Source organism: Massilia sp. P1_C10, from assembly GCF_056406475.1.
Genome location: NZ_JBFUAC010000002.1, coordinates 97,115 through 118,160, shown reverse-complemented (window position 1 = coordinate 118,160; position 21,046 = coordinate 97,115). Strand labels below are relative to the sequence as shown.

At 64.6% G+C, this 21,046-nt stretch carries 17 protein-coding genes; 9 read left to right on the top strand and 8 right to left on the bottom strand.

The genetic code is table 11. The annotated features are described in order from the left end of the window. The 7 genes from AC1D02_RS04630 to AC1D02_RS04600 are packed head-to-tail and all read left to right on the top strand — an operon-like array spanning position 1 to position 11,708. Positions 1 to 2,868: a TonB-dependent receptor gene (locus AC1D02_RS04630; RefSeq protein WP_477314209.1), complete on the top strand. Its 2,868-nt coding sequence runs from the start codon at positions 1 to 3 to the stop codon at positions 2,866 to 2,868. 58 nt (positions 2,869 to 2,926) lie between these two features. After that, the gene (locus tag AC1D02_RS04625; protein ID WP_477314207.1) at positions 2,927 to 4,366 is read left to right on the top strand and encodes a glucoamylase family protein; all 1,440 of its coding nucleotides are present in this window, start codon (positions 2,927 to 2,929) and stop codon (positions 4,364 to 4,366) included. Beyond that, on the top strand, positions 4,363 to 5,646 hold the full coding sequence (locus AC1D02_RS04620; RefSeq protein ID WP_477314205.1) for a sugar ABC transporter substrate-binding protein: 1,284 nt from the start codon (positions 4,363 to 4,365) through the stop codon (positions 5,644 to 5,646). Before AC1D02_RS04625 ends, AC1D02_RS04620 begins: the two co-directional genes overlap by 4 nt. Continuing rightward, positions 5,643 to 6,521 carry a carbohydrate ABC transporter permease gene (locus tag AC1D02_RS04615; RefSeq protein ID WP_477314203.1) on the top strand — a complete coding sequence of 293 codons (879 nt, stop codon included), beginning with the start codon at positions 5,643 to 5,645 and terminating at the stop codon, positions 6,519 to 6,521. Before AC1D02_RS04620 ends, AC1D02_RS04615 begins: the two co-directional genes overlap by 4 nt. Then, the gene (locus AC1D02_RS04610; RefSeq protein WP_477314201.1) at positions 6,518 to 7,351 is read left to right on the top strand and encodes a carbohydrate ABC transporter permease; all 834 of its coding nucleotides are present in this window, start codon (positions 6,518 to 6,520) and stop codon (positions 7,349 to 7,351) included. Before AC1D02_RS04615 ends, AC1D02_RS04610 begins: the two co-directional genes overlap by 4 nt. Then, on the top strand, positions 7,348 to 10,311 hold the full coding sequence (locus AC1D02_RS04605) for a hypothetical protein (RefSeq protein ID WP_477314199.1): 2,964 nt from the start codon (positions 7,348 to 7,350) through the stop codon (positions 10,309 to 10,311). Before AC1D02_RS04610 ends, AC1D02_RS04605 begins: the two co-directional genes overlap by 4 nt. Beyond that, positions 10,308 to 11,708, top strand: a complete 1,401-nt coding sequence (locus AC1D02_RS04600; protein ID WP_477314197.1) for a GH1 family beta-glucosidase — start codon at positions 10,308 to 10,310, stop codon at positions 11,706 to 11,708. Before AC1D02_RS04605 ends, AC1D02_RS04600 begins: the two co-directional genes overlap by 4 nt. On the opposite strand, the gene AC1D02_RS04595 is transcribed toward AC1D02_RS04600, so the two are convergent. Continuing rightward, positions 11,705 to 12,679, bottom strand: coding sequence for a questin oxidase family protein (locus tag AC1D02_RS04595; protein ID WP_477314195.1), 975 nt, complete (start codon positions 12,677 to 12,679; stop codon positions 11,705 to 11,707). The genes AC1D02_RS04600 and AC1D02_RS04595 overlap by 4 nt on opposite strands. Positions 12,680 to 12,748: 69 nt before the next feature. Between AC1D02_RS04595 and AC1D02_RS04590 the strand changes: the two genes are divergently transcribed. After that, complete coding sequence (locus tag AC1D02_RS04590; protein WP_477314193.1) at positions 12,749 to 13,408, top strand: hypothetical protein; 660 nt, start codon at positions 12,749 to 12,751, stop codon at positions 13,406 to 13,408. A gap of 9 nt (positions 13,409 to 13,417) precedes the next feature. Further along, positions 13,418 to 14,365, top strand: a complete 948-nt coding sequence (locus tag AC1D02_RS04585) for an alpha/beta hydrolase (protein WP_477314191.1) — start codon at positions 13,418 to 13,420, stop codon at positions 14,363 to 14,365. 6 nt (positions 14,366 to 14,371) lie between these two features. Here the strand turns inward: AC1D02_RS04585 and AC1D02_RS04580 are convergent, their stop codons facing one another. The 7 genes from AC1D02_RS04580 to cyoA form a co-directional block, all read right to left on the bottom strand. Beyond that, positions 14,372 to 14,908, bottom strand: a complete 537-nt coding sequence (locus AC1D02_RS04580) for a response regulator transcription factor (RefSeq protein ID WP_477314189.1) — start codon at positions 14,906 to 14,908, stop codon at positions 14,372 to 14,374. Continuing rightward, positions 14,898 to 16,148: an ATP-binding protein gene (locus tag AC1D02_RS04575; protein WP_477315353.1), complete on the bottom strand. Its 1,251-nt coding sequence runs from the start codon at positions 16,146 to 16,148 to the stop codon at positions 14,898 to 14,900. Before AC1D02_RS04575 ends, AC1D02_RS04580 begins: the two co-directional genes overlap by 11 nt. 70 nt (positions 16,149 to 16,218) lie before the next feature. Then, positions 16,219 to 16,989, bottom strand: a complete 771-nt coding sequence (locus AC1D02_RS04570) for an SURF1 family protein (RefSeq protein WP_477314187.1) — start codon at positions 16,987 to 16,989, stop codon at positions 16,219 to 16,221. Further along, entirely contained in the window at positions 16,986 to 17,372 is a 387-nt protein-coding gene (gene cyoD, locus AC1D02_RS04565; protein ID WP_477314185.1) for a cytochrome o ubiquinol oxidase subunit IV, read from the bottom strand. The genes AC1D02_RS04570 and cyoD overlap by 4 nt, the downstream gene beginning before the upstream one ends. Continuing rightward, positions 17,369 to 18,004, bottom strand: coding sequence for a cytochrome o ubiquinol oxidase subunit III (gene cyoC, locus AC1D02_RS04560; protein WP_477314183.1), 636 nt, complete (start codon positions 18,002 to 18,004; stop codon positions 17,369 to 17,371). The genes cyoD and cyoC overlap by 4 nt, the downstream gene beginning before the upstream one ends. After that, positions 17,997 to 20,000 (bottom strand): cytochrome o ubiquinol oxidase subunit I, encoded by a 2,004-nt coding sequence (gene cyoB / locus AC1D02_RS04555; protein WP_477314181.1) that lies wholly within the window; start codon positions 19,998 to 20,000, stop codon positions 17,997 to 17,999. The genes cyoC and cyoB overlap by 8 nt, the downstream gene beginning before the upstream one ends. Continuing rightward, positions 19,984 to 21,012 carry a ubiquinol oxidase subunit II gene (gene cyoA / locus AC1D02_RS04550; protein WP_477314179.1) on the bottom strand — a complete coding sequence of 343 codons (1,029 nt, stop codon included), beginning with the start codon at positions 21,010 to 21,012 and terminating at the stop codon, positions 19,984 to 19,986. The genes cyoB and cyoA overlap by 17 nt, the downstream gene beginning before the upstream one ends. Positions 21,013 to 21,046 lie beyond the last annotated feature (34 nt).

Below are 21,046 nucleotides of genomic sequence, written 5' to 3'. Positions count from 1 at the left end.
ATGAAGATGAAGACTGGAGTTCGCGAACTGCGCATGGCCTTGCTCGGCCTGTCGACGGCTGCGATGCTGGCGTGCGCACCCGCGTACGCGCAGCTGAGCACCTCGACCATCAAGGGCCAGATCACCCAGGCAGGCGCCCCCGCGCAAGCCGCCACCCAGATCGTCGCGGTCAACCGCGCCACCGGGTTCACCTACCGGACCACGACGGCGGCCGACGGCAGCTACGTGATCACCGGCCTGGCGCCTGGCGTGTACCAGATCCAGGTGGGCGCCGAGAAGTCGGAAGCCGTCACCGTCGCCATTGGCGAAACCGCGTCGGTCGACCTGGCCGTGGGCGCCGCCGCCGCGCCGGGCGTCTCGCGCGTCGTGATCCAGGGCTCGCTGCAGCGCAAGGACGTCAAGACCTCGGAAGTTGGCACGGCAGTGTCGCGCGCCCAGATCGAGAACACGCCGCAGGCCTCCCGCAACTTCCTCGCGTTCGCCGACCTGGCGCCGGGCGTGCGCTTCGACGTCGATCCGAACTCGGGCTACGGCAAGCTGCAGAGCGGCGCGCAGAACCAGGACAACGTCAACGTGTTCATCGATGGCGTCGGCCAGAAGAACTACATCCTGCGCGGCGGCATGTCCGGCCTCGACGCCTCGCGCGGCAACCCGTTCCCGCAATCGGCGGTGGCGGAATACAAGATCATCTCGCAGAACTACAAGGCTGAATTCGACCAGGTCAGTTCGGCCGCGATCACGGCCATCACCAAGTCGGGCACCAACGAATTCCACGGCGAGGCGTTCTACGACCGCACCGGGGCCAACTGGACGGCCTACAGCCCGTTCCAGCAGAAGAACCGCGACCAGGGCGTGGATCGCCCGAACTACACCCAGAGCCAGTACGGCTTCAACCTCGGCGGCCCGATCAAGCAGGATGCGATGCACTTCTTCGCCGCCTACGAGGGCAAGGACATCAATTCGCCGCGCCAGGTGGTCGCGCAGCGCCAGGACCTGCTGCCGAACGCCGGCATCGTGCCAGGCCTGCTGGCGCGCGCCGGCGGCACTACGTCGAAATTCAAGGAGCATCTGTTCCTCGGCAAGGTCGATGCGCAGTTGAGCGACGAACAGCGGCTGGAAGTGTCGGCCCGCATCCGCCGCGAAAGCGACCTGACGCCCGAGGATTTCAAGCTGTCGGTGCCGGGTAACGAAAAGGACCGCACCAACGACGAGACCCGCTTCGACGTCAAGCACGAATGGACGCGCGGCGACATGCTCAACGAGGCGCGCTTCGGCTACGAGGAATTCCTCTTCAACCCGCACGCCTTGCTGAACGAGCCCTTCATCAAGTATGTCGTCTCGCCGTCGAATACCCCGAACAACACCTTCGACGTGCTGTTCACCGGCGGCTCGCCGGACGACCAGTATCGTCGCCAGCGCGGCTACACGATCGCCGACGACCTGACCTGGACCGGCCTGCAAGGCCACACGGTCAAGGGCGGGATCAAGATCAAGCGCGTCGATTTCAAGCTGACCGGCACATCGCGCAGCGTCGACATCCTGCGCCAGATGATCGACAACAAGACCGGCCAGCCGACCACCATCCAGACCGACAAGGCACTGGCTCCGGTTGGTATCGAGTACGGCGACACCCAGTATGGCCTGTACCTGCAGGACGACTGGAAGGTCAACTCGAAGCTGGAGCTGAACCTCGGCATGCGTTGGGACTACGAGACGAACATGCTTAACAACGGCTACGTAACCCCGGCCGACCGCGTGGCGATCTTCGGCAAGCAGGACCCGCGCCCAGGCGCAGCTGTCGGCCAGACCTACGCACAGTCGCTGGCCAAGGGCGGCGTGGTCATCGGCGATTACATCAGCAACGGCTCGAACCGCGAAGCGTACAAGAAAGCGTTCCAGCCGCGCGTGGGATTCTCGTATGACCTGAGCGGCGACCGCAACACCGTCATCTTCGGCGGCTTCGGACGCGCGTTCGACCGCACCATCGCCAACCACGCCGTGGACGAACTGCAGAAGAACGCCCAGACCAACGGCGAAATCTGGCTGGTGAAGAGCGATCACAAGATGCCTTACACCGACCAGTTCAGCCTCGGCCTGCGCCAGGGCGTGGGCAAGTGGAACACGGAAGCCGGCGCGACCTATTCGCGCAGCCACAACCAGTTCAACTGGTTCGGCGGCAACCGCGATCCACAGGGCGGATGGGGCACCCAGAGCCCGATCGATCCGCTGTGGGGTTCGATCGATCCGTACGGCACGCTCATCCTGGGCGACTTCATCACCCAGGCGCGCACGACGACGGTGTACGGGAAGGCTGACAAGCCGTTCTCCGTGTCTTCCGGCTGGGGCCTCGCGGCGACCTATACCTATTCCGAGGGCGAGACCACCAACAAGGAGTGGACCAACGATATCTTCAACTGGACCTACGGCCGCTCGACTTCGGGCTGGAATCCATCGACCGACGTTGAAAAACATCGCCTGGTGGTGTCTGGTCTGACCGACCGCCTGCTGCCTTACGGGATCATGCTGTCGTCGAAGGTCACGCTCGGCTCCGGCCGGCCGTACCGCATCACCGACTGCTCGAAGGGCTTCTCGAACTGCATTTCGCAGAAAGGTGAGGGCGGTTCGTTCCGCGAAGTCGACCTGGCGATTTCGAAAGACATCAGCGTCGGCTTCGGCAAGATCGGCCTGCGGATGGACGTGCTGAACCTGTTCAACACGATCAACTACGGCGGCTACGATTCGTGGGTTGGCGGTCCTTCGACGCCTCCTAGGAACTACCTGGGCGGCGACAACAGCAACCTCGGCGTACCGGGCAGCGTGTCCGGTCCGATGCGTACTGTGAAGCTCAGCGCGCGCTACACGTTCTAAGCAGTCCCCGGGGGCCGCGCCTTCCTGGCGCGGCCCCGTTTACCTGGAAGCACCGATCATGTTCCGACGCCTCATTCCGCTGGCCGCGCTTCTGTGCGGCTGTGCGTCTACGCCCCCTGTTGTCCAGGCTCCCGTTCCCGTCCAGGCGCCGGCGCCGGTGCAGTTCGACCAGGCCAAGCCCTACCTCGACGACCTGTCCGAACGCACCTTCCGCTTCTTCTGGGAGACCGCCAATCCGGCCAACGGGCTGATACCGGACCGCTATCCGACGCCGTCGTTCTCCAGCATCGCCGCGGTCGGCTTCGGCCTGACCGCGTATCCGATCGGGATCGAACGCGGCTACGTGACACGGGCCGACGCGCGCGGACGCGTGCTGACCACGCTGCGCTTCTTCCACGACGCGCCGCAAGGGCCGGCGCCACAAGGCATGAGCGGCTACAAAGGCTTCTTCTACCACTTCCTCGACATGAAGACCGGCGCCCGCAGCTCCAATTCGGAGCTGTCGACGGTCGACACCGCGCTGCTGCTGGGCGGCGTGCTGCACGTGCAAAGCTACTTCGACGGCGCCGATCCGCAGGAAGCCGAGATCCGCCGCCTGGCCGACGACATCTACCGCCGCGTCGACTGGCGCTGGGCGCAAAATCACGGCGCCGCCATCACCCACGGCTGGAATCCGGAAAACGGCATGCTGCCTTACGACTGGAAAGGCTACAACGAGGCGATGCTGGTCTACGTGCTGGCGCTCGGATCGCCGACCCATCCGGTCGGCGCCGACGCCTGGGCCGAATGGACCCAGCCTTACGACAAGAGCTGGGGCACGCACTACGGCCAGCAATACCTGGCTTTCCCGCCGCATTTCGGCCACCAGTATTCGGCGGTCTGGATCGACTTCCGCGGCATCAAGGACGGCTACATGCAGAGGAAGGGCATCGACTATTTCGAAAACAGCCGGCGCGCGACCTACGCGCAGCAGGCCTACGCGGTCGCCAATCCGATGGGCTGCAAAGGCTACGGCCAGAACATGTGGGGCGTGACCGCCAGCGACGGCCCGGCCGACACGGTAATTACCGACGGCGCCCGCCGGCGCAAGTTCCACAGCTACGCCGGCCGCGGCATGGGCGGCGAAGCCACCTACGACGACTGCACGATGGCGCCGACCGGCGCCGCCGCATCGATCGCGTTCGCGCCCGAAATCGCGATCCCCGCAATCGTCCACATGCGCAACCGCTACGGCGAACACATTTACAGCAAATACGGCTTCCTGGATGCCTTCAACCCGACCTTCGACTTCGACGTCAAGCTGGCCAACGGCCGCCGCATTCCCGGCTTCGGCTGGGTCGACACCGACTATCTCGGCATCGACCAGGGCCCGATCCTGGCGATGGTGGAGAACTACCGCAGCGACATGGTGTGGCGGGTGATGCGCAAGAACCCGTACATTCGCGCCGGCCTGGTGAAGGCCGGCTTCAAGGGCGGCTGGCTGGACGCGCCGCAATGATGGTGCGCCGGCGCTCGCTTGCATGCGCGGCAGTCCTGGCCGTCCTGGCAGGACTGCTGGCCGCGTGCACGCATCGCGCCGACAGCCCGGTGGTGCTGCGGTTCTGGGCCCTGGGGCGCGAAGGGGAGGTGGTCCAGCAGCTGCTGCCCGAATTTCACCGCACGCATCCGGGCATCCGGGTCGTCGTCCAGCAATCGCCGTGGCTGTCGGCGCAGGAGAAGCTGCTGACGGCCTTTGCCGGCGACGTCACGCCCGACATGTGCCAGCTCGGGAACACCTGGCTGCCGCAGTTCGCCGCGCTTGGCGCGCTGGCGCCGCTCGATGCGCGCGTCGCCGCATCGACACGGGTGCCGCCGGCCGACTACTTCGAAGGCATCTGGGACTCGAACCGCATCGGCGCCACCTTGTACGGCGTGCCCTGGTACGTCGACACGCGCGTCATGTACTACCGCAAGGACCTGCTGGCCGAAGTGGGCTTCGACAAGCCGCCGGCGTCGTGGGCCGAATTCAATCGCGCCCTCGTGGCCCTGAAGGCAAAATCGCCCGATAAATTTGGCGTTCTTTTGCCCCTGAACGAATACGAGCCGCTGCTGATGTTCGCTTTGCAGCAGAAGGAAGAACTGCTGCGCGACGGCGGCCGTTACGGAAATTTTCGCAGCGCCGAATTTCGCCGCACGCTGACGAATTACGTCGAGATGTTCCGCAACCAGTGGGCGCCGAAAGTGTCTAACACTCAGATCTCCAACGTCTGGGATGAATTCGGCAACGGCTACTTCTCCTTTTATATTTCGGGACCATGGAACATCAGCGAATTCAAAAGCCGCTTGCCGGCGCGGCTTCAGCAAAGCTGGGGAACCGCGCCGATGCCCGGGCCGAATGGACCGACCGTCTCGGTCGCGGGCGGATCGAGCCTGGTGGTCTTCAAGGCATCGAAGCACCAGGACGAAGCGTGGCAGTTAATCGAATACCTCGCGCAGCCCGAGGTGCAGCGGCGTTTCTTCCAGCTGACTGGCAACCTGCCGCCGCGGCGCACCGGCTGGCAGGGCACGGCGCTGGAGAACGACCAGTATGTCTCCGGTTTTCGCGACCAGCTCGAGCGCACCAGGTCGCCGCCCAAGGTGCCCGAGTGGGAGCGCATCGGCACCGAGTTAAGGCTGGTGACCGAGTCGGCGGTGGCTGGCGAGATCACCATCGACCAGGCCGTGACCGAACTGGACAAGCGCGCGGACCGCATTCTTGAAAAGCGCCGCTGGATGCTGCAACACGGAGGTGTCAAATGAAAACCCAACGCGCCGCGTGGCTGCTGGTGGGGCCGTCCCTGCTGGTGATCGGCGTCTTCTTCTTTCTGCCCGTGCTCGCGGCGTTCGCCATGAGCATGACAGATTTCGACCTGTACGCGCTGGCCAGCATGAGCAACCTGCGCTTCGTCGGCATCGACAACTACGTCGAACTGATGCACACGCCCCTGTTCTGGCAGGCGCTGGGCAACACTCTGTTCTTCGTCGTCGCTGGCGTGCCGCTGTCGATCGGCGCCTCGCTGTGCGCCGCGCTGCTGCTCAATTCGAAACTGGCTATGTTCAAGCCGCTGTTTCGCACCGCGTTCTTCGCACCGGTCGTCACCTCGATGGTCGCGGTGGCCGTGATCTGGCGCTACCTGTACCACACGCGCTATGGTTTCATCAATTACGGGCTCGATTCGATCGGCTTCACGCCGGTCGACTGGCTGGGCGATCCACGCACCTCCATGCCGGCGATTATTTTCTTCGCCGTGTGGAAGAACTTCGGCTACAACATGATCATCTTCATCGCCGGCCTGCAAAGCATCCCGGCGGAGCTGTACGAGGCGGCCGAACTCGATGGCGCCGGCACGTTCTCGCTGCTGCGCCACATCACCTTGCCGGCGCTTGCGCCGACGATGTTCATGGTGAGCATCCTGACGATGGCGGGCTACTTCCAGCTGTTCGCCGAGCCGTACGTGATGACGCAGGGCGGCCCGCTGCAAAGCACGGTCAGCGTGCTGTACATGATGTATGAGCAGGGCTTCAAATGGTGGAACCTCGGCACCGCCACCGCGGTCGCCTTCGTGCTCTTCGTGCTGATGTTCGCCGTCACGCTGCTGCAAATGAAATTCGCGCGCAGGGGGCTGGAAGAATGAACCGTCACCACAGTACCGGCGCGAAGCGCACCGGCGTCAACTTCCTGCTGATACTGACCGGCATCCTGACGATATTCCCGCTGGCCTGGATGCTGTCGGTGTCGTTCATGGCGCGCGGCGAGGCGAGCCACTTCCCGCCGCCGCTGCTGCCGGCGCATCCGACGCTGGATGCATACCGCGAACTGTTTGCGCTGGCCGGCATCGGCCGCAATTTCGCCAACAGCGTGCTTCTCGCGGTCGCCGCCACGCTGCTGTCGCTGACGTTCAACGTCGGCGCCGGTTACGCCTTCGCCAAGCTGCGTTTCCGCGGCCGCGAGCGCATATTCAAGCTGCTGCTCGGTGCGCTGGTGATCCCGGGCCAGGTGGCGATGCTGCCGCTGTTCCTGATCCTCAAGCAGATGGGCCTCGTGAACACGTACTTCGGCGTGCTGGTGCCCGCCGCCGCGAGCATCTTCGGCATCTTCCTGGTGCGCCAGTACGCGCTGACGATTCCCGACGCGCTGCTCGAAGCGGCGCGCCTCGACGGCGCCAGCGAGATCCGCATCTTCCGCTCCATCGTGCTGCCCCTGCTGACGCCGATTCTCGTCACGCTGGCAATTTTCAGCTTCCTCGCCAGCTGGAACGACTTCATGTGGCCGCTGATTATCCTTACCGACAAGGACCTGTACACTTTGCCGGTGGCGCTGGCCTCGCTGTCGCGCGAGCACGTGCAGGACAACGAGATGATGATGGCGGGCTCGGTGCTGACCATCTTCCCGGTGCTGCTGCTGTTCCTCGGCCTGCAGCGTTATTACATCCAGGGACTGCTGATGGGGAGCGTCAAGGGATGAAACGGCTCCTGTTCGCATTGCTGCTGGCGGCCGGCGCGGCGCATGCGCAAGTCACCGACGACTTCGAGCGCATCGGCGCATGGCAGGCGGTGGGCTCGGACGGCGTGCGCGCCTCGGTGCAGGGCGTGCCGGGCCGCGAAGGACAGGCGATGCGGCTCGACTTCGATTTCGGCGGCGCGGCCGGTTACGCCGCCGCGCGCCGCGCGCTGCCGCTCGACTTCGGCGACGACTACGAAATCTCGTTCTGGCTGCGTGCCGATGCGCCCGTCAACAACCTCGAATTCAAACTGGTGGACGCCAGCGGCGACAACGTCTGGTGGGTGAACCGGCCCAACTTCGCCATCTCGCGCGAATGGCAGAAGGTCGTCTTCAAGAAGCGCCACGTCAAATTTGCATGGGGTCCGCTGACTGACCACACCCTGCGCCATACCGAAAAAGTGGAACTGGTGGTCAGCGCCGGCCGCGACGGCGGGCGCGGTTCGGTCTACTTCGACCAGCTGAACGTGCGCAAGCTCGCTGCGCCTGGTCCCGCGCCGGAGCCTGTGTTTTCCACCTCGTTCGACGGCGGCGAGCAGCAGCGGACGGTCGACTTCGGCCGGCCGCGCGAATTCGGCGGAGTGATTCTGCACTGGTCGACGCCGGCTCCGCGCTACGACATCGACTTCTCCGACGATGGCCGCACCTGGCGCACGGTGCGGCGCGTGACGGACGGGAACGGCGGCGCCGACCCGATCCTGCTGGGCGAAGCCGAAACGCGATTCCTGCGAGTCGCCATGCATGACAGCGCGGCCGCCAGGTACCGCCTCGACAGGCTGGAAACGAAGGACCTGGACTTTGGCGCGTCGCCCAACGCTTTCTTCCAGGCGCTGGCGAAGGAAGCGCCGCCCGGCGCCTACCCGCGCGGCATGTCCGGCCAGCAGAACTACTGGACCGTGCTGGGCGTGGACGGCGGCCACGAAACCGGCCTGCTGTCCGAAGACGGCGCGCTGGAAGTGGCGCGCGGCGGCTTCTCGATCGAGCCGTTCGTGGTCGAAGGCGGAAAGCGTTCCAGCTGGGCCGACGTCAAGGTCTCCCAGTCCCTGCGCGACAACTACCTGCCCATCCCCAGCGTGACCTGGCGCGCGCCGAAATGGACCTTGCGCACCACCGCGTTCGCGCACGGCACCCCGGACAAGTCCGGACTCGCGGCGCAGTACGAAGTCGCCAACCTGACCGACAAGCCGCTGCAATTAAGACTGGTGCTGGCGGTCCGGCCGTTCCAGGTCAACCCGCCGATGCAGTTCCTGAATACGCCGCCGGGCGTGAGCGAGATCAAGGACATCGCGTGGGACGGCGCCGCGTTCTCGGTCAACGGCAAGCGGCGCGTGATCGCTGCAAGCCAGCCCGACGCAGCGGGCGTGTCCTCGTTCGACGCCGGCGGCGACGGCTTCGGCAAGCTCGCCGTGCACGACGACACCGGCTTCGCTTCCGGCGCACTGGCCTACGACATCCGCTTGGCGCCGCACGCGTCGGCACAGGTCGGACTGTCCATTCCATTGACCGGAGAACCTCTGGCGTCGTCGCACCTGCAGGATGAAGTCGCGGCTTACTGGCGCGAACGCCTTAATCGTGTCGCGATCACAGTCCCACCCGCCGGACGGGCGATCGTCGACACCATCCGTTCGTCGCTGGCGCACATGCTGATGACGCGCGACGGGCCGATGCTGATGCCGGGCACCCGTTCCTACGCGCGCTCGTGGATCCGCGACGGCGCCATGATGTCCGAAGCGATGCTGCGCTTCGGCGACGACAAGGTGGCGCGCGACTACCTCGAGTGGTTCGCGCCGCACCAGTTCGCGGATGGCAAAGTGCCGTGCTGCGTCGACAAGCGCGGCGCCGATCCGGTGCCCGAAAACGACAGCCAGGGCGAATTCATCTTCCTCAACGCGCAACTGTGGAAGTACACGCAAGACCGCGCGCTGCTCGAGCGCATGTGGCCGCGCGTGCTGAAGGCCGCCGGCTTCATGGAAGCGCAGCGCCAGTCGGAGCGCACCGCCGCCAACCGCGGCACTTCGCTATTTGGCCTGCTGCCCGCGTCGATCAGCCACGAAGGCTATTCGGCCAAGCCGATGCACTCGTACTGGGACGATTTCTGGGGCCTGCGCGGCTACCGCGATGCCGCGTTGCTGGCCCGGGTCCTCGGCAAGCCGGAGGCGGCTTCGCTGGCGGCGCAGGCCGACGAATTCGAACGCGAACTATTCGCATCGCTGCGCCAGTCGGCCAAAGAGCACAAGGTCAACTACCTGCCCGGCGCCGCGGAGCTTGGCGACTTCGACGCCACCTCGACCACCATCGCGCTGTCGCCTGGCGGCCTGCAGGAGCGCCTGCCGCAGGATCTGCTGAACGGCACCTTCGAGCGCTACTGGCGGCAGTTCACGGCGCGCCGTGACGGCAAGCTGGAATGGAAGGACTACACGCCTTACGAGCTGCGCAACGTCGCCGCTTTCGTGCGCCTGGGCTGGCGCGACCGCGCGCACGAGCTGCTCGATTTCTTCCTGCGCGACCGCCGTCCGACCCCGTGGAACCAGTGGGCCGAGGTGGTGGGCCGCGAGGTGCGCGAGCCGCGCTTCGTCGGCGACATGCCGCACGGCTGGATCTCATCCGATTACATCCGCTCCGCGCTCGACCTGTTCGCCTACGAGCGCGAGTCGGACCACGCGCTGGTGCTTGGCGCCGGCGTGCCGCGCGCGTGGCTGGCCGGCCAGGGCGTATCAGTGCGCGACCTGCGCACGCCTTACGGCAAGCTTGGCTACCGCATGCGTGAGCGCGCCGGCCGCATCGTCCTCGACATCGACGCGGGCTTGACTATTCCGCCAGGCGGACTCGTCGTTCGCGCTGCGAACGGAGCGGACGAACGGCGTGTCCGCAAACTGCCCGCCACCATCGTCATCGAACAATCAACCAGCAAGGCCAGACCATGAACAAGTCCATCAAGTTTCCCGAAAATTTTGTGTGGGGCGCCGCTACGTCGGCCTACCAGATCGAAGGCTCGCCGCTTGCTGACGGCGCCGGCGCCAGCATCTGGCAGCGCTTCGTCAACACGCCTGGCACCATCCGCGACGGCGACACGGGTGACGTCGCCTGCGACCACTACAACCGCTACAAGGAAGACGTCGCGCTGATGAAGAAGATCGGCCTGCAGGCCTACCGCTTCAGCATCTCGTGGAGCCGCGTGATCCCGCAGGGCCGCGGCGCGATCAACCAGAAGGGCCTCGGTTTCTATGACAAGCTGGTCGACGAACTGCTCGCCAACGGCATCGCGCCGATGGTCACGCTGTTCCACTGGGACCTGCCGGTTGCGCTCGACGACCAGGGGGGATGGCTTAACCGCGATATCGCCGACTGGTTCGCCGACTACTCGCGCGTGATGTTCGACAAGCTCGACGACCGTGTGAAATCGTGGGCCACGCTCAACGAACCCTGGGTAGTGGCCGACCAGGGCTACCTGCACGGCATGCTGGCGCCTGGTCACCGCAACAAGTACGAAGCGCCGGTCGCCGCGCACAATCTGCTGCGCGCGCACGGCGCCGCGGTCAAGGCGTATCGCGAAGTGGGCAATCACCAGATTGGCCTTGTGGTGAATCTGGAACCGAAGTATCCGGCCAGTTCCGATCCTGCCGACATCGAGGCGTGTGCGCGCGCGCATTCGCAGATGAACGCGCAGTACTGCGATCCGATCTTCCTCGGCAAATACCCGGACAACATGAAGGACGTCTACGGCGAGGCATGGCCCGACTGGCCGGCCGAAGACCTGGCGCTGATCAACCAGCCGATCGACTTCCTGGGCATTAACTACTACACGCGCAGCGTCAACCGCCACGACCCGAAAGCCTACGTGGCGCGCGCAACGCCGGTGCGCCAGCCGATGTCGACCCACACCGAAACCGGCTGGGAAGTGTTCGACCAGGGCCTGACCGACACCTTGAAATGGGTCGCCAAAAACTACGGCAATCCGCCGATCTACATCACCGAAAACGGCTCCGCGTTCTACGATCCGCCGGTGGCGGAGGGCGGCAGGGTGAACGATCCGCTGCGCGTGACCTACCTGCAAAAGCACCTGCGTGCGATTCACAGCGCGATCGAGGCGGGCTGCGACGTGCGCGGCTACTGCGCCTGGTCGCTGATGGACAACCTGGAGTGGGCGCACGGCTACTCGAAGCGCTTCGGCATCGTCCACATCAACTTCGAGACGCAGGAGCGCACGCTCAAGGACAGCGCCTATTTTTACAAGGAAGTCATCGCCACCAACGGCGCGGTGCTCGACACGGTGCCGGCGGTGCCCTCGACCTGGCGCGGCGAGCCAATGTGCACTAACTAAAGCCGCAGGATGCGCCTGGCCGCCGCGGTATACAGCGGCGCGCCGGTACGCTGGCTTTCGCGTCGGCAGATGTGAACCAGCTTGATCACGTGGTCGTTGTCCGATTTGATGGCGGCCGCCGCGAATTGATCCCAGCCCCCGGAATCATCCACTTCGCCGGGCGCCTGCAACGGCGGGGAGCCGAAGGACACGTAGGCAGCGCAGAATGCAGCCCAAGTCTGTTCGATGGCATCCGGCGGCAGCAGCTCGCCGATGCTGCGCGCCGCGGCCAGCCCGGTCACCATGTGCAGTGCCGTGAAGTCGTTTTTTTGCCAATAGATTTCGATGGCCGCTCGCGCCATCTCGTCCAGCAGCGAAGCGTGCGGCGTTACGGAGAGGGCAGCGGCGAACACCGGATCTTGAGCGACTCCCCGCAGTTTCGCAGTGATCGACGGGCCGGCGGACGCATATGATTTGCCCTGCATCGCCTGCGACAGGCGTTCCAGTGCCGCATCGACAGTCGGCGCCGACGCCAACTGCGCGACTTCGACCGGCAGGTAGCCGCTGACATACGCCGCCAATGCCGCCGCCACTTCTCCGGTATGACCCACCTCCAGTCCGTAGGCGAGGCGGATGATCGCGTGGAACGCTCCGGTGGCCGGCGCAAACGGCTGTGCGCGAAGCACCGAACGCACCACAGCATCGATTCCGTCCACGCGCATCCAACCCGCAAAACAATCGCTCAACGCACCGAACGCATCCTGCTTTCCGAGCCATGCCTGCCAATCGGCGCGCTCGATCCGATTCGTGTTTGCCGGCGCCGCAATCGCATATCGCTCGCGCCACATCTCGAAGAATTCCTGCAGCCGCTGGTCCGATGCGCCCATATCGGCCAGCGCGCACAAGGCCATCGGACAGTGGTTGGTGGTGCCTTTGGCGTTGAGGGCAAAGGCGCCGTTGGCGTCCAGGAGTTTATGCAGCATGGTGACCATTCGATAGTTTTCGAGGATGACTTTATCGTTACTATGCTCTTTGTCTAATTCTTTGTACAGGAGATGGCCTTGAACAGCTTTGAGGATCGGCTGCTCGCTTGCGAGCAGGAGGATGCCCGACTGCGCAAGCGGATCGCACGCCAGAACATCGTCTGGCTAGGCGGGCTGCTGCTGCTCGCCGGCGGGGCGGCGATTGCCGGCACCGCGATCAAGAACGCCATCTTCGACTCGATCCGCGCCAAGGAAATCGTTGTGGTCGATGCCAGGGGTGTGATCCGCGCGCGCATGTCGGGCGACATGCCGGACGCCGTTTTCTCGGACGGACGCGTCTCCAAGCGCGGCTCGAAGGCCGGCGGTTTCATGATCTACGACGAGGAGGGCACGGAGCGGGGCGGCTACGTCACGATGGACACCGGCAGCAATGCGATGCTGACGCTCGACTCCAAGACGCGCCAGTCGGCCTTGTTCGTCGCCGGACCGGAGCCGAGCCAGGCCAGCGCGCTGCGCCTTTGGACGAATGGCAGCGCGATCGAAATGCGGGCAGACTCGAGCGGGTCGAGGCTCAGCGTATCCGACCAGTCCGGGGTGACCCTGCAGCAGCCCGCGGTGAACCTCTCGCCGGCCAAGTGTGCCGACTACAAGGAGATTGAAAAGAAGCACCCCGGTGAACGCGCATGCCAGGGCAGGTTCACCGAAGCCGCTTGCAACGTGTGCCTGAAGGGCGATTAAGGGGATAGTTTGAAATACGCTCTTTTTATGATTGCGGCATTTGCCTGTGCCAGCGCGCACGCGGCTGCGTGGCAACCGGCGAACGGGCTTCATCAAATCCCGATCTGGCCTGGAGCGATTCCTGACGCGAAACCGGCGCCCGGGCCGGAGGATCAAACGACGCTGCGGCAAGAGAAGCTGATCGCCGGGAAGCCCTGGCTTCAGGTGGCCAACGTAACGCGGCCAACGATGACCATTTACCCGCCGAAGGGAACGAATACCGGTGCCGCCATTGTCGTTTTTCCCGGCGGAGGCTATCGGGTTCTGGCAATCGACCTGGAAGGCACCGAAATTTGTGATTGGGCGACATCGGCCGGAATGACTTGCATCCTGTTGAAGTATCGCGTCCCGGGATCGGGACCGCACTGGGATTCAGTTCGCAACGCTCGCGTCATCCCGAAGGTTCACACCGCGCTGCAGGATGCGCAGCGAACCCTGGGCCTCGTCCGTCATCATGCAGCGGAATGGAAGATCGATCCGAACAAAATCGGAGTCATCGGATTTTCCGCGGGCGGGCACCTGGTCGCGGCAATCAGCACCCATCCCAAGCGAATCTATGCGCCTGTCGACAAGGCGGACGAGGAAAGCTGTCGTCCCGATTTCGCGGTGGCGCTGTATCCCGGGCATATGTCGGCGAACTACAGGGAAGACCTTTCGCATCTGAATCCGACCATCCGATTCACCAGTAAAACGCCGCCCACCTTCCTGCTTCACGCGCAGGACGATCCGGTCGATCCTGTGGAGTTCTCGCTGCTTTATTACGCGGGGCTGAAAAAGGAAAACGTACCGGTCGAGATGCATTTGTTCGCGCAGGGCGGGCACGCGTTCGGACTGCGGCCCACCAAGGCGCCAATCACGAAATGGCCCGCGCTGGTGGAAACATGGCTTGGCACGATTGGCATGATTCCCGCCAAATGACGATGCTTATTTGACGCGCTGCTTTTCCAGCTTGCGCGCCAGCGTGCGCCGGTGCATGCCGAGCCGGCGCGCGGCCTCGGAGATATTGAAGTCGGTCTCGGCCAGCACCGCGTGGATGTGCTCCCACTCGAGCGTCTTGATCGACGTCGGCCGTTCGGTCAGCGCCAGTTCGGTGTTAGCTTCCTGGTGGCCGAACGCGGCCTCGATGTCGTCGGCGTCCGATGGCTTGGCCAGGTACTGGCAGGCGCCCAGCTTGATCGCGTCGACCGCAGTGCCGATGCTGGCGAAGCCGGTCAGCACCACGATCAGCATCGCCGGATCGTGCGCGTGCAGCATCTGCACGCAGGCCAGCCCAGACGCCGCGCCGGACAGCTTCAGGTCCACCACCGCATACGCCGGCGTGTTCGTATCGAGCAGCACCGCAGCTTCGTCGTAGCTGGCCGCGTGCAGCACGCGGTAGCCGCGCCGCTCGAACGAGCGCCCGAGCGTGCGCGCGAAGGCCGCGTCGTCCTCGATGATCATCAACAGGCGGTCAGGCTGCATGGCTTTCCTCCGGATCGAGCGCGATGGCCGACAGCGGCAGGCTCAGTCGCACCAACGCGCCGCCGTCTTCGCGGTTGCGCGCGGCGACGCTGCCGCCCAAAGTGCGCGCCACGTTCACCACCAGGAACAGCCCGAGGCCGCCGCCGGGGCGTCCCTTGGTCGACTGGTAAGGCTTGCCGACGTGGTCCAGCATGCCCGGCGCGAAGCCCGGCCCGGCGTCGGTGACGACCAGGTTGAGCGAGTCTCGGTCGCGCGTGGCCTCGAGGCGCAGCCATTGCGGCGAGGCCTCCAGCGCGTTATCGAGCACGTTGCAGATCATCTGCTTGAGCGCCGAATCGGACACCACCGCGATGTCTCGCTCGATACGGTTGTCGTACTCAAATGAGACAATCGGCCGGCTCGCGCGCCACTCCTCGACCAGCTGGTCGAGGAACACCTTCATCGTCGTCTTGGCCGACGATTCGCCGCGCGCCTGGCCGCCCGACAGCAGGATGCCGCTGACGATCGCCTTGCAGCGCTTGATCTGGGTCTGCATCTCGCCGATCTCGGCGAGCAGCTCGGGATTTTTCGCGAACTCCGGCATGCGCTTCCAGTCGCCCAGGATCACCGCCAGCGTGGCCAGCGGCGTGCCCAGTTCGTGCGCGGCGCCCGAGGCCAGCAGGCCCATGCGCACGATGTGCTCTTCCTCGGCGGCGCGCTGGCGCAGGTCGGCCAGTTCGGCGTCGCCGGTGCGCACGTTGCGCGTGATGCGCGTGATGAACACCACCAGCAGCGCGGCGTTGACGATGAAGCTGATCAGGATCCCCTTCATGTACAGCGAGAGGGTGCCGGGGCTGTCGGCCGGCAGCGCCAGCGGCGGCGCGAACAGCGCCAGCGCGGCCACGCACATGCCGGTGATGGCGACGATGGTCCAGCTCGACCAGGGCTGCAGCAGCACCGCCGCCAGGATCACTTGAAGCAGGTAGAGGAAGACGAAGGGATTGGTCATCCCGCCCGACAGGTACAGTTGCGCGGTGAGGCTGAACACATCGACCAGCAGCGCCAGGAACAGCTGGCGGTTGTCGACGGTGCGCTGCTCGTGCCAGCGCAGCTGGCTGAAGATGTTGAAGGCGACCAGGCAGGCCAGCACGCGCAGCATGGCCGGCAGCGGCAGGTCGACGCCGAGGAACATGGTGGCGGTGGCGATCGTCGTGATCTGGCCGACGACGGCGATCCAGCGCAGCTGGATCAGCTGCTGCATGTTGCGGTAGCCGGCGGCGTGCTCCAGGGTTCCCGGCGCCGCTGTCGGTGAAATCACTGTGCTTCTCCGCTCAAATTGGACCTTCGGTTCGGCGCCCGTCGCGGGCGAATACCACGCAGCCGGCGGCCGCCATCGCGGCCAGCGCGAACCAGGTCAGCGCATACACGAGGTGGTTATTGTTGAAGGATATCACTGTCAGGCCGCCCACGGGCGCGCCGGCCACCGGCGCGGGCGCGGCGTCCTGGTCGATGAAGTAGGGCGCCACGGCGTCGAGCCCGCGCGCGGCGGCGATCGCCTTGACGTCGCGCGAATACCAGCGCTCGGCGCGCGCGTCGTTATCGCGCAGGAAGCCGCCGCCGGTCTCGCTCATGCGCAGCAGGCCGGTGACTTCGACATCGGCCGGCGCGCTGCCGCACACGGCGTGGCGCTTGCCGGCGGTGCGCGGCGTGGACGCCGGCACGAAGCCCCGGTTGACCATCACGATGGCGCCGTCTTCGCCGCAGAAAGGGGTGAGCAGCCAGTAGCCGCTGCCATGTACGGTGGACGCCTGCACCAGCGTGCCGAGGTCGTCGAGGAAGTGTCCGCGCAGGGACAAGTGGCGGTATTCGTCCTGGTCCCTGGTCAGCCGCGACCAGGAGATCGGGGCCGGCGCCGCGGCGGGCGCCGCGTGCACGCGCTGGTCGACGCGCTCGATCAGCGCGGTCTTCCATTGAAGTCTGACGATTTGCCAGGCGCCCAATGCAAGGAGGCCGGCGCACAGCAGCGCCATCAGCGCCGCCGCGACCAGCCTCGCGCGGGCAGAACGGGGCGCATTCAATCCTGCGCCCTCAGCTCCGTTCATTGATGAACCATCTCCGCCGGCATCACGCCGGGGATCATGTTGTGGTTCATGTGGTACATCACCCAGAGCGAACCGCTCAGCATGACCACCACCACCATGATGGTAAACACCATGGCCAGCATCGACCAGCCGCCTTCGACCTTGCCGTCCATGTGCAGGAAGTAGATCATGTGGACGACCACCTGCACGGCGGCGATGCCGAGCAGGACGAAGCCCATCGTGGCCGACGAGTCGATCGATTTGTTCATCACCAGGTAGAACGGGATCGCGGTCAGGATGACGGCCAGGATGAAGCCGGTCACGTAACCCTTGAGGGTCGAGTGAGGCACGTTGGCGTCGTGGTGATCGTGGTGGCCGTGGCCGTCGTTGTGATGCGCGCTCATGGCAGCACTCCCATCAGGTAGACAAAGGTGAAGACGCCGATCCAGATGACGTCCAGGAAGTGCCAGAACATCGACAGGCACATCAGGCGGCGCTTGTTCTCGTGCGTCAGGCCGTGCTTATTCAGCTGGAACATCAGCGTGATGAGCCAGACGATGCCGAAGGTGACGTGCAGGCCGTGCGTGCCGACCAGCGAGAAGAACGAGGTCAGGAACGCGCTGCGCTGCGGGCCGGCGCCTTCGTGGATCATGTGGGCGAACTCGTACAGCTCGATGCCGAGGAAGCCGGCGCCGAACAGGCCCGTGATCGCCAGCCACACCAGCACCAGCTTCATCTTCCCCTTTTGCATTTCGAGCATGGCGAAGCCGTAGGTGATCGACGACAGCAGCAGCAGCGTGGTGTTGACGGCCACCAGCGGCAGGTCGAACAGCTCGGAGCCGGTCGGGCCGCCGGCGTAGTTGCGGCCCAGGACCGCGTAGGCGGCGAACAGGCTGGCGAACACCAGGCAATCGCTCATCAGGTACATCCAGAAACCGAGCAGCGTGCCGTTTTCCGGGTGGTGTTCGCGCACCCAGAAGCGCGCGCTTGGGTCGGACGGCGTGGCGCCCGCGGTATTAATGGTCATCTCAGACATGGGCATCAAGCAGTTGTGAGTAGGCGTTTTCCGTGCGGGTGACTTCGGCCGCGGGGATGTAGTAATCGCGCTTGTAGTTGAACGTATGGACGATGGTCGAAGCCACCATGCCGATGAACGAGACGATCGCCAGCCACCAGATCTGCCACACCAGCGCGAAACCGACCGCGAAGCAGAACAGCGAAATGATGAAGCCTGCGCCGGTGTTCTTCGGCATGTGGATGTCGAGGAAGCCGGTGCGCGGACGCTTGTAGTCGTTGGCCTTCATGTCGGCATAGGTGTCGTTGTCGTACACGTGCGGCGTGAACGCGAAGTTGTAGTCCGGCGGTGGCGACGAGGTCGACCACTCCAGCGTACGGCCGCCCCATGGGTCGCCGGTGACGTCGCGCAGTTCCTTGCGGCGCATGAAGCTGACGAAGAACTGAACCAGCATCGCGCCGATGCCGGCGGCAACCAGCACCGCGCCGAAGGCGGCGATGACGAACCAGATCTGCAACGACGGGTCGTCGAAGTGGCTCATGCGGCGGGTCACGCCCATCAGGCCCAGCACGTACAGCGGCATGAAGGCGAGGTAGAAGCCGATGACCCAGCACCAGAACGAGATCTTGCCCCAGAAGGCGTCGAGCTTGAAGCCGAACGCTTTCGGGAACCAGTAGTTGATCGCGGCGAACACGCCGAACACCACGCCGCCGATGATCACGTTGTGGAAGTGCGCGATCAGGAACAGCGAGTTATGCAGCACGAAGTCGGCCGACGGAACGGCCAGCAGCACGCCGGTCATGCCGCCGATGACGAAGGTGATCATGAACGCGATAGTCCACATCATCGGCAGCTCGAAGCGGATGCGGCCGCGGTACATCGTGAACAGCCAGTTGAAGATCTTGGCTCCGGTCGGGATCGAGATGATCATCGTGGTGATGCCGAAGAACGAGTTGACCGATGCGCCCGAACCCATGGTGAAGAAGTGGTGCAGCCACACCAGGTAGGACAGGATCGTGATCACGACGGTCGCATAGACCATCGAGGTGTAGCCGAACAGGCGCTTGGCGCTGAAGGTCGAGACGATTTCCGAGAACACGCCGAACACCGGCAGCACCAGGATGTAGACCTCGGGGTGGCCCCAGATCCAGATCAGGTTCACGTACATCATGGCGTTGCCGCCCATGTCGTTGGTGAAGAAGTGGGTGCCGACGGTGCGGTCCATCGACAGCATGGCCAGCACGGCGGTCAGGATCGGGAAGGCGGCGACGATCAGCACGTTGGTGCACAGCGCGGTCCAGGTGAACACGGGCATGCGCATCATCGACATGCCAGGCGCGCGCATCTTGACGATGGTGGCGATCAGGTTGACCCCGGACAGCAGGGTCCCGACGCCGGCAATCTGCAGCGACCAGATGTAGTAGTCGACCCCGACGTCCGGACTTTGCATGATGCCCGACAGCGGCGGATAGGCCAGCCAGCCGGTCTTGGCGTACTCGCCGACGAACAGCGAGACCATGGTCAGGCCGCCGCCGAACGCGGTCATCCAGAACGAGAAGTTATTCAGGAACGGGAAGGCGACGTCGCGCGCGCCGATCTGCAGCGGCACGACGTAGTTCATCAGGCCCGTCACCAGCGGCATTGCGACGAAGAAGATCATGATCACGCCGTGGGCGGTGAAGACCTGGTCGTAGTGGTGCGGCGGCAGGAAGCCGGCGTTGTCGCCGAACGACATGGCCTGCTGGGCGCGCATCATCAGCGCATCGGCGAAGCCGCGCAGCAGCATCACCAGGCCGAGGATGATGTACATGATGCCGATTTTCTTGTGGTCGATGCTGGTGACCCAGTCGCGCCACAACGGGCCCCACAGGCGGAATTTGGTCATCGCGCCGATCAGCGCCATGCCGCCCAGGGCGACCATGGCGAACGTGACCAACAGGATCGGTTCGTGGTAGGGAATCGCTTCCCAGGAAAGCCGCCCGAGCAGCAGCTTGGTCAGGTCAGTATGTTCTTGCATTGGTGTTCTTCACGGAAGTGGATGGCGTGGTGCAAATTTCTTTGGCCGACTCGGCCAGCATGGCAGGGGTCTTGACGACCGCCGCGGACAGCGGCTTTTCGCCGTTGCGCATGGCGTCGTGCGACATCATCTGGTTCATGCACATCGAGCCCGGCTCGACGCAGCGGTTCAGGATCGCTTCGTACAAGTCGCCGACGACGGCGTTGTAGTGGCGAACCGGTTCTTTTTCGCTCGGCTTTTCCAGCACGACGTAGGAGGCGCGGTCGAGCGCCGTGGCGCCGCCCTTGACCTGCTTGACCCAGGCGTCGAAGCCGGCCTGGTCCTTGCCGTGGAACTTGAAGCGCATGTGCGAGAAGCCGGCGCCGCTGTAGTTGGCCGAGAAGCCGTCGAACACGCCCGGCTTGTTGATGACCGCGTGCAGCTTGGTCTCCATGCCCGGCATCGCGTAAATCTGGCCGGCCAGCGCGGGGATGTAGAACGAATTCATCACGTTCGAGGCGGTGATCTTGAACTGGATCGGGGTGTCGACCGGCGCGACCAGTTCATTGACCGTGGCGATGCCCTGCTCAGGGTAGATGAACAGCCATTTCCAGTCGAGCGCCACCACTTCGACCACCATCGGCTTGTGACCGGCCGCCAGCGGACGCTGGGCGTCGATGCGCGACAGCGGACGGTAAGGGTCGAGCACGTGGGTGCTGATCCAGGTGATCAGGCCGAGCGCGATAATGATCAGCAGGGGCGCGCCCCAGATGACCAGTTCCAGCTTGGTGGAATGGTCCCAGTCAGGCGTGTAGGTCGCCTTGGTGTTGTTTTTGCGATAGCGCCATGCGAAGATGATAATCAGGGCGATCACCGGGACGATGATCAGCAGCATCAGGGCGGTCGACACGACTACCAGACGGGCTTCTTGTACGGCGATATCGCCTGACGGCTTCATGACCACCGTATCGCATGCGGTCAGCAGTGCGAGAGGCGCCAGGAGCAGTAAGCGACGAACGAGTGAATGATTCATGCGATATGTTGCGATCGTAGTAGGCGGGAGCTTG

Excerpts from the sequence above, each read along its gene's own strand:
- AC1D02_RS04630 (WP_477314209.1), top strand. The coding sequence starts at position 1 with ATGAAGATGAAGACTGGAGTTCGCGAACTGCGCATGGCCTTGCTCGGC.
- AC1D02_RS04625 (WP_477314207.1), top strand. The coding sequence starts at position 2,927 with ATGTTCCGACGCCTCATTCCGCTGGCCGCGCTTCTGTGCGGCTGTGCG.
- AC1D02_RS04620 (WP_477314205.1), top strand. The coding sequence starts at position 4,363 with ATGATGGTGCGCCGGCGCTCGCTTGCATGCGCGGCAGTCCTGGCCGTC.
- AC1D02_RS04615 (WP_477314203.1), top strand. The coding sequence starts at position 5,643 with ATGAAAACCCAACGCGCCGCGTGGCTGCTGGTGGGGCCGTCCCTGCTG.
- AC1D02_RS04610 (WP_477314201.1), top strand. The coding sequence starts at position 6,518 with ATGAACCGTCACCACAGTACCGGCGCGAAGCGCACCGGCGTCAACTTC.
- AC1D02_RS04605 (WP_477314199.1), top strand. The coding sequence starts at position 7,348 with ATGAAACGGCTCCTGTTCGCATTGCTGCTGGCGGCCGGCGCGGCGCAT.
- AC1D02_RS04600 (WP_477314197.1), top strand. The coding sequence starts at position 10,308 with ATGAACAAGTCCATCAAGTTTCCCGAAAATTTTGTGTGGGGCGCCGCT.
- AC1D02_RS04595 (WP_477314195.1), bottom strand. The coding sequence starts at position 12,679 with ATGGTCACCATGCTGCATAAACTCCTGGACGCCAACGGCGCCTTTGCC.
- AC1D02_RS04580 (WP_477314189.1), bottom strand. The coding sequence starts at position 14,908 with ATGCAGCCTGACCGCCTGTTGATGATCATCGAGGACGACGCGGCCTTC.
- AC1D02_RS04575 (WP_477315353.1), bottom strand. The coding sequence starts at position 16,148 with ATGCAGCAGCTGATCCAGCTGCGCTGGATCGCCGTCGTCGGCCAGATC.
- AC1D02_RS04570 (WP_477314187.1), bottom strand. The coding sequence starts at position 16,989 with ATGAACGGAGCTGAGGGCGCAGGATTGAATGCGCCCCGTTCTGCCCGC.
- cyoD (WP_477314185.1), bottom strand. The coding sequence starts at position 17,372 with ATGAGCGCGCATCACAACGACGGCCACGGCCACCACGATCACCACGAC.
- cyoC (WP_477314183.1), bottom strand. The coding sequence starts at position 18,004 with ATGTCTGAGATGACCATTAATACCGCGGGCGCCACGCCGTCCGACCCA.
- cyoB (WP_477314181.1), bottom strand. The coding sequence starts at position 20,000 with ATGCAAGAACATACTGACCTGACCAAGCTGCTGCTCGGGCGGCTTTCC.
- cyoA (WP_477314179.1), bottom strand. The coding sequence starts at position 21,012 with ATGAATCATTCACTCGTTCGTCGCTTACTGCTCCTGGCGCCTCTCGCA.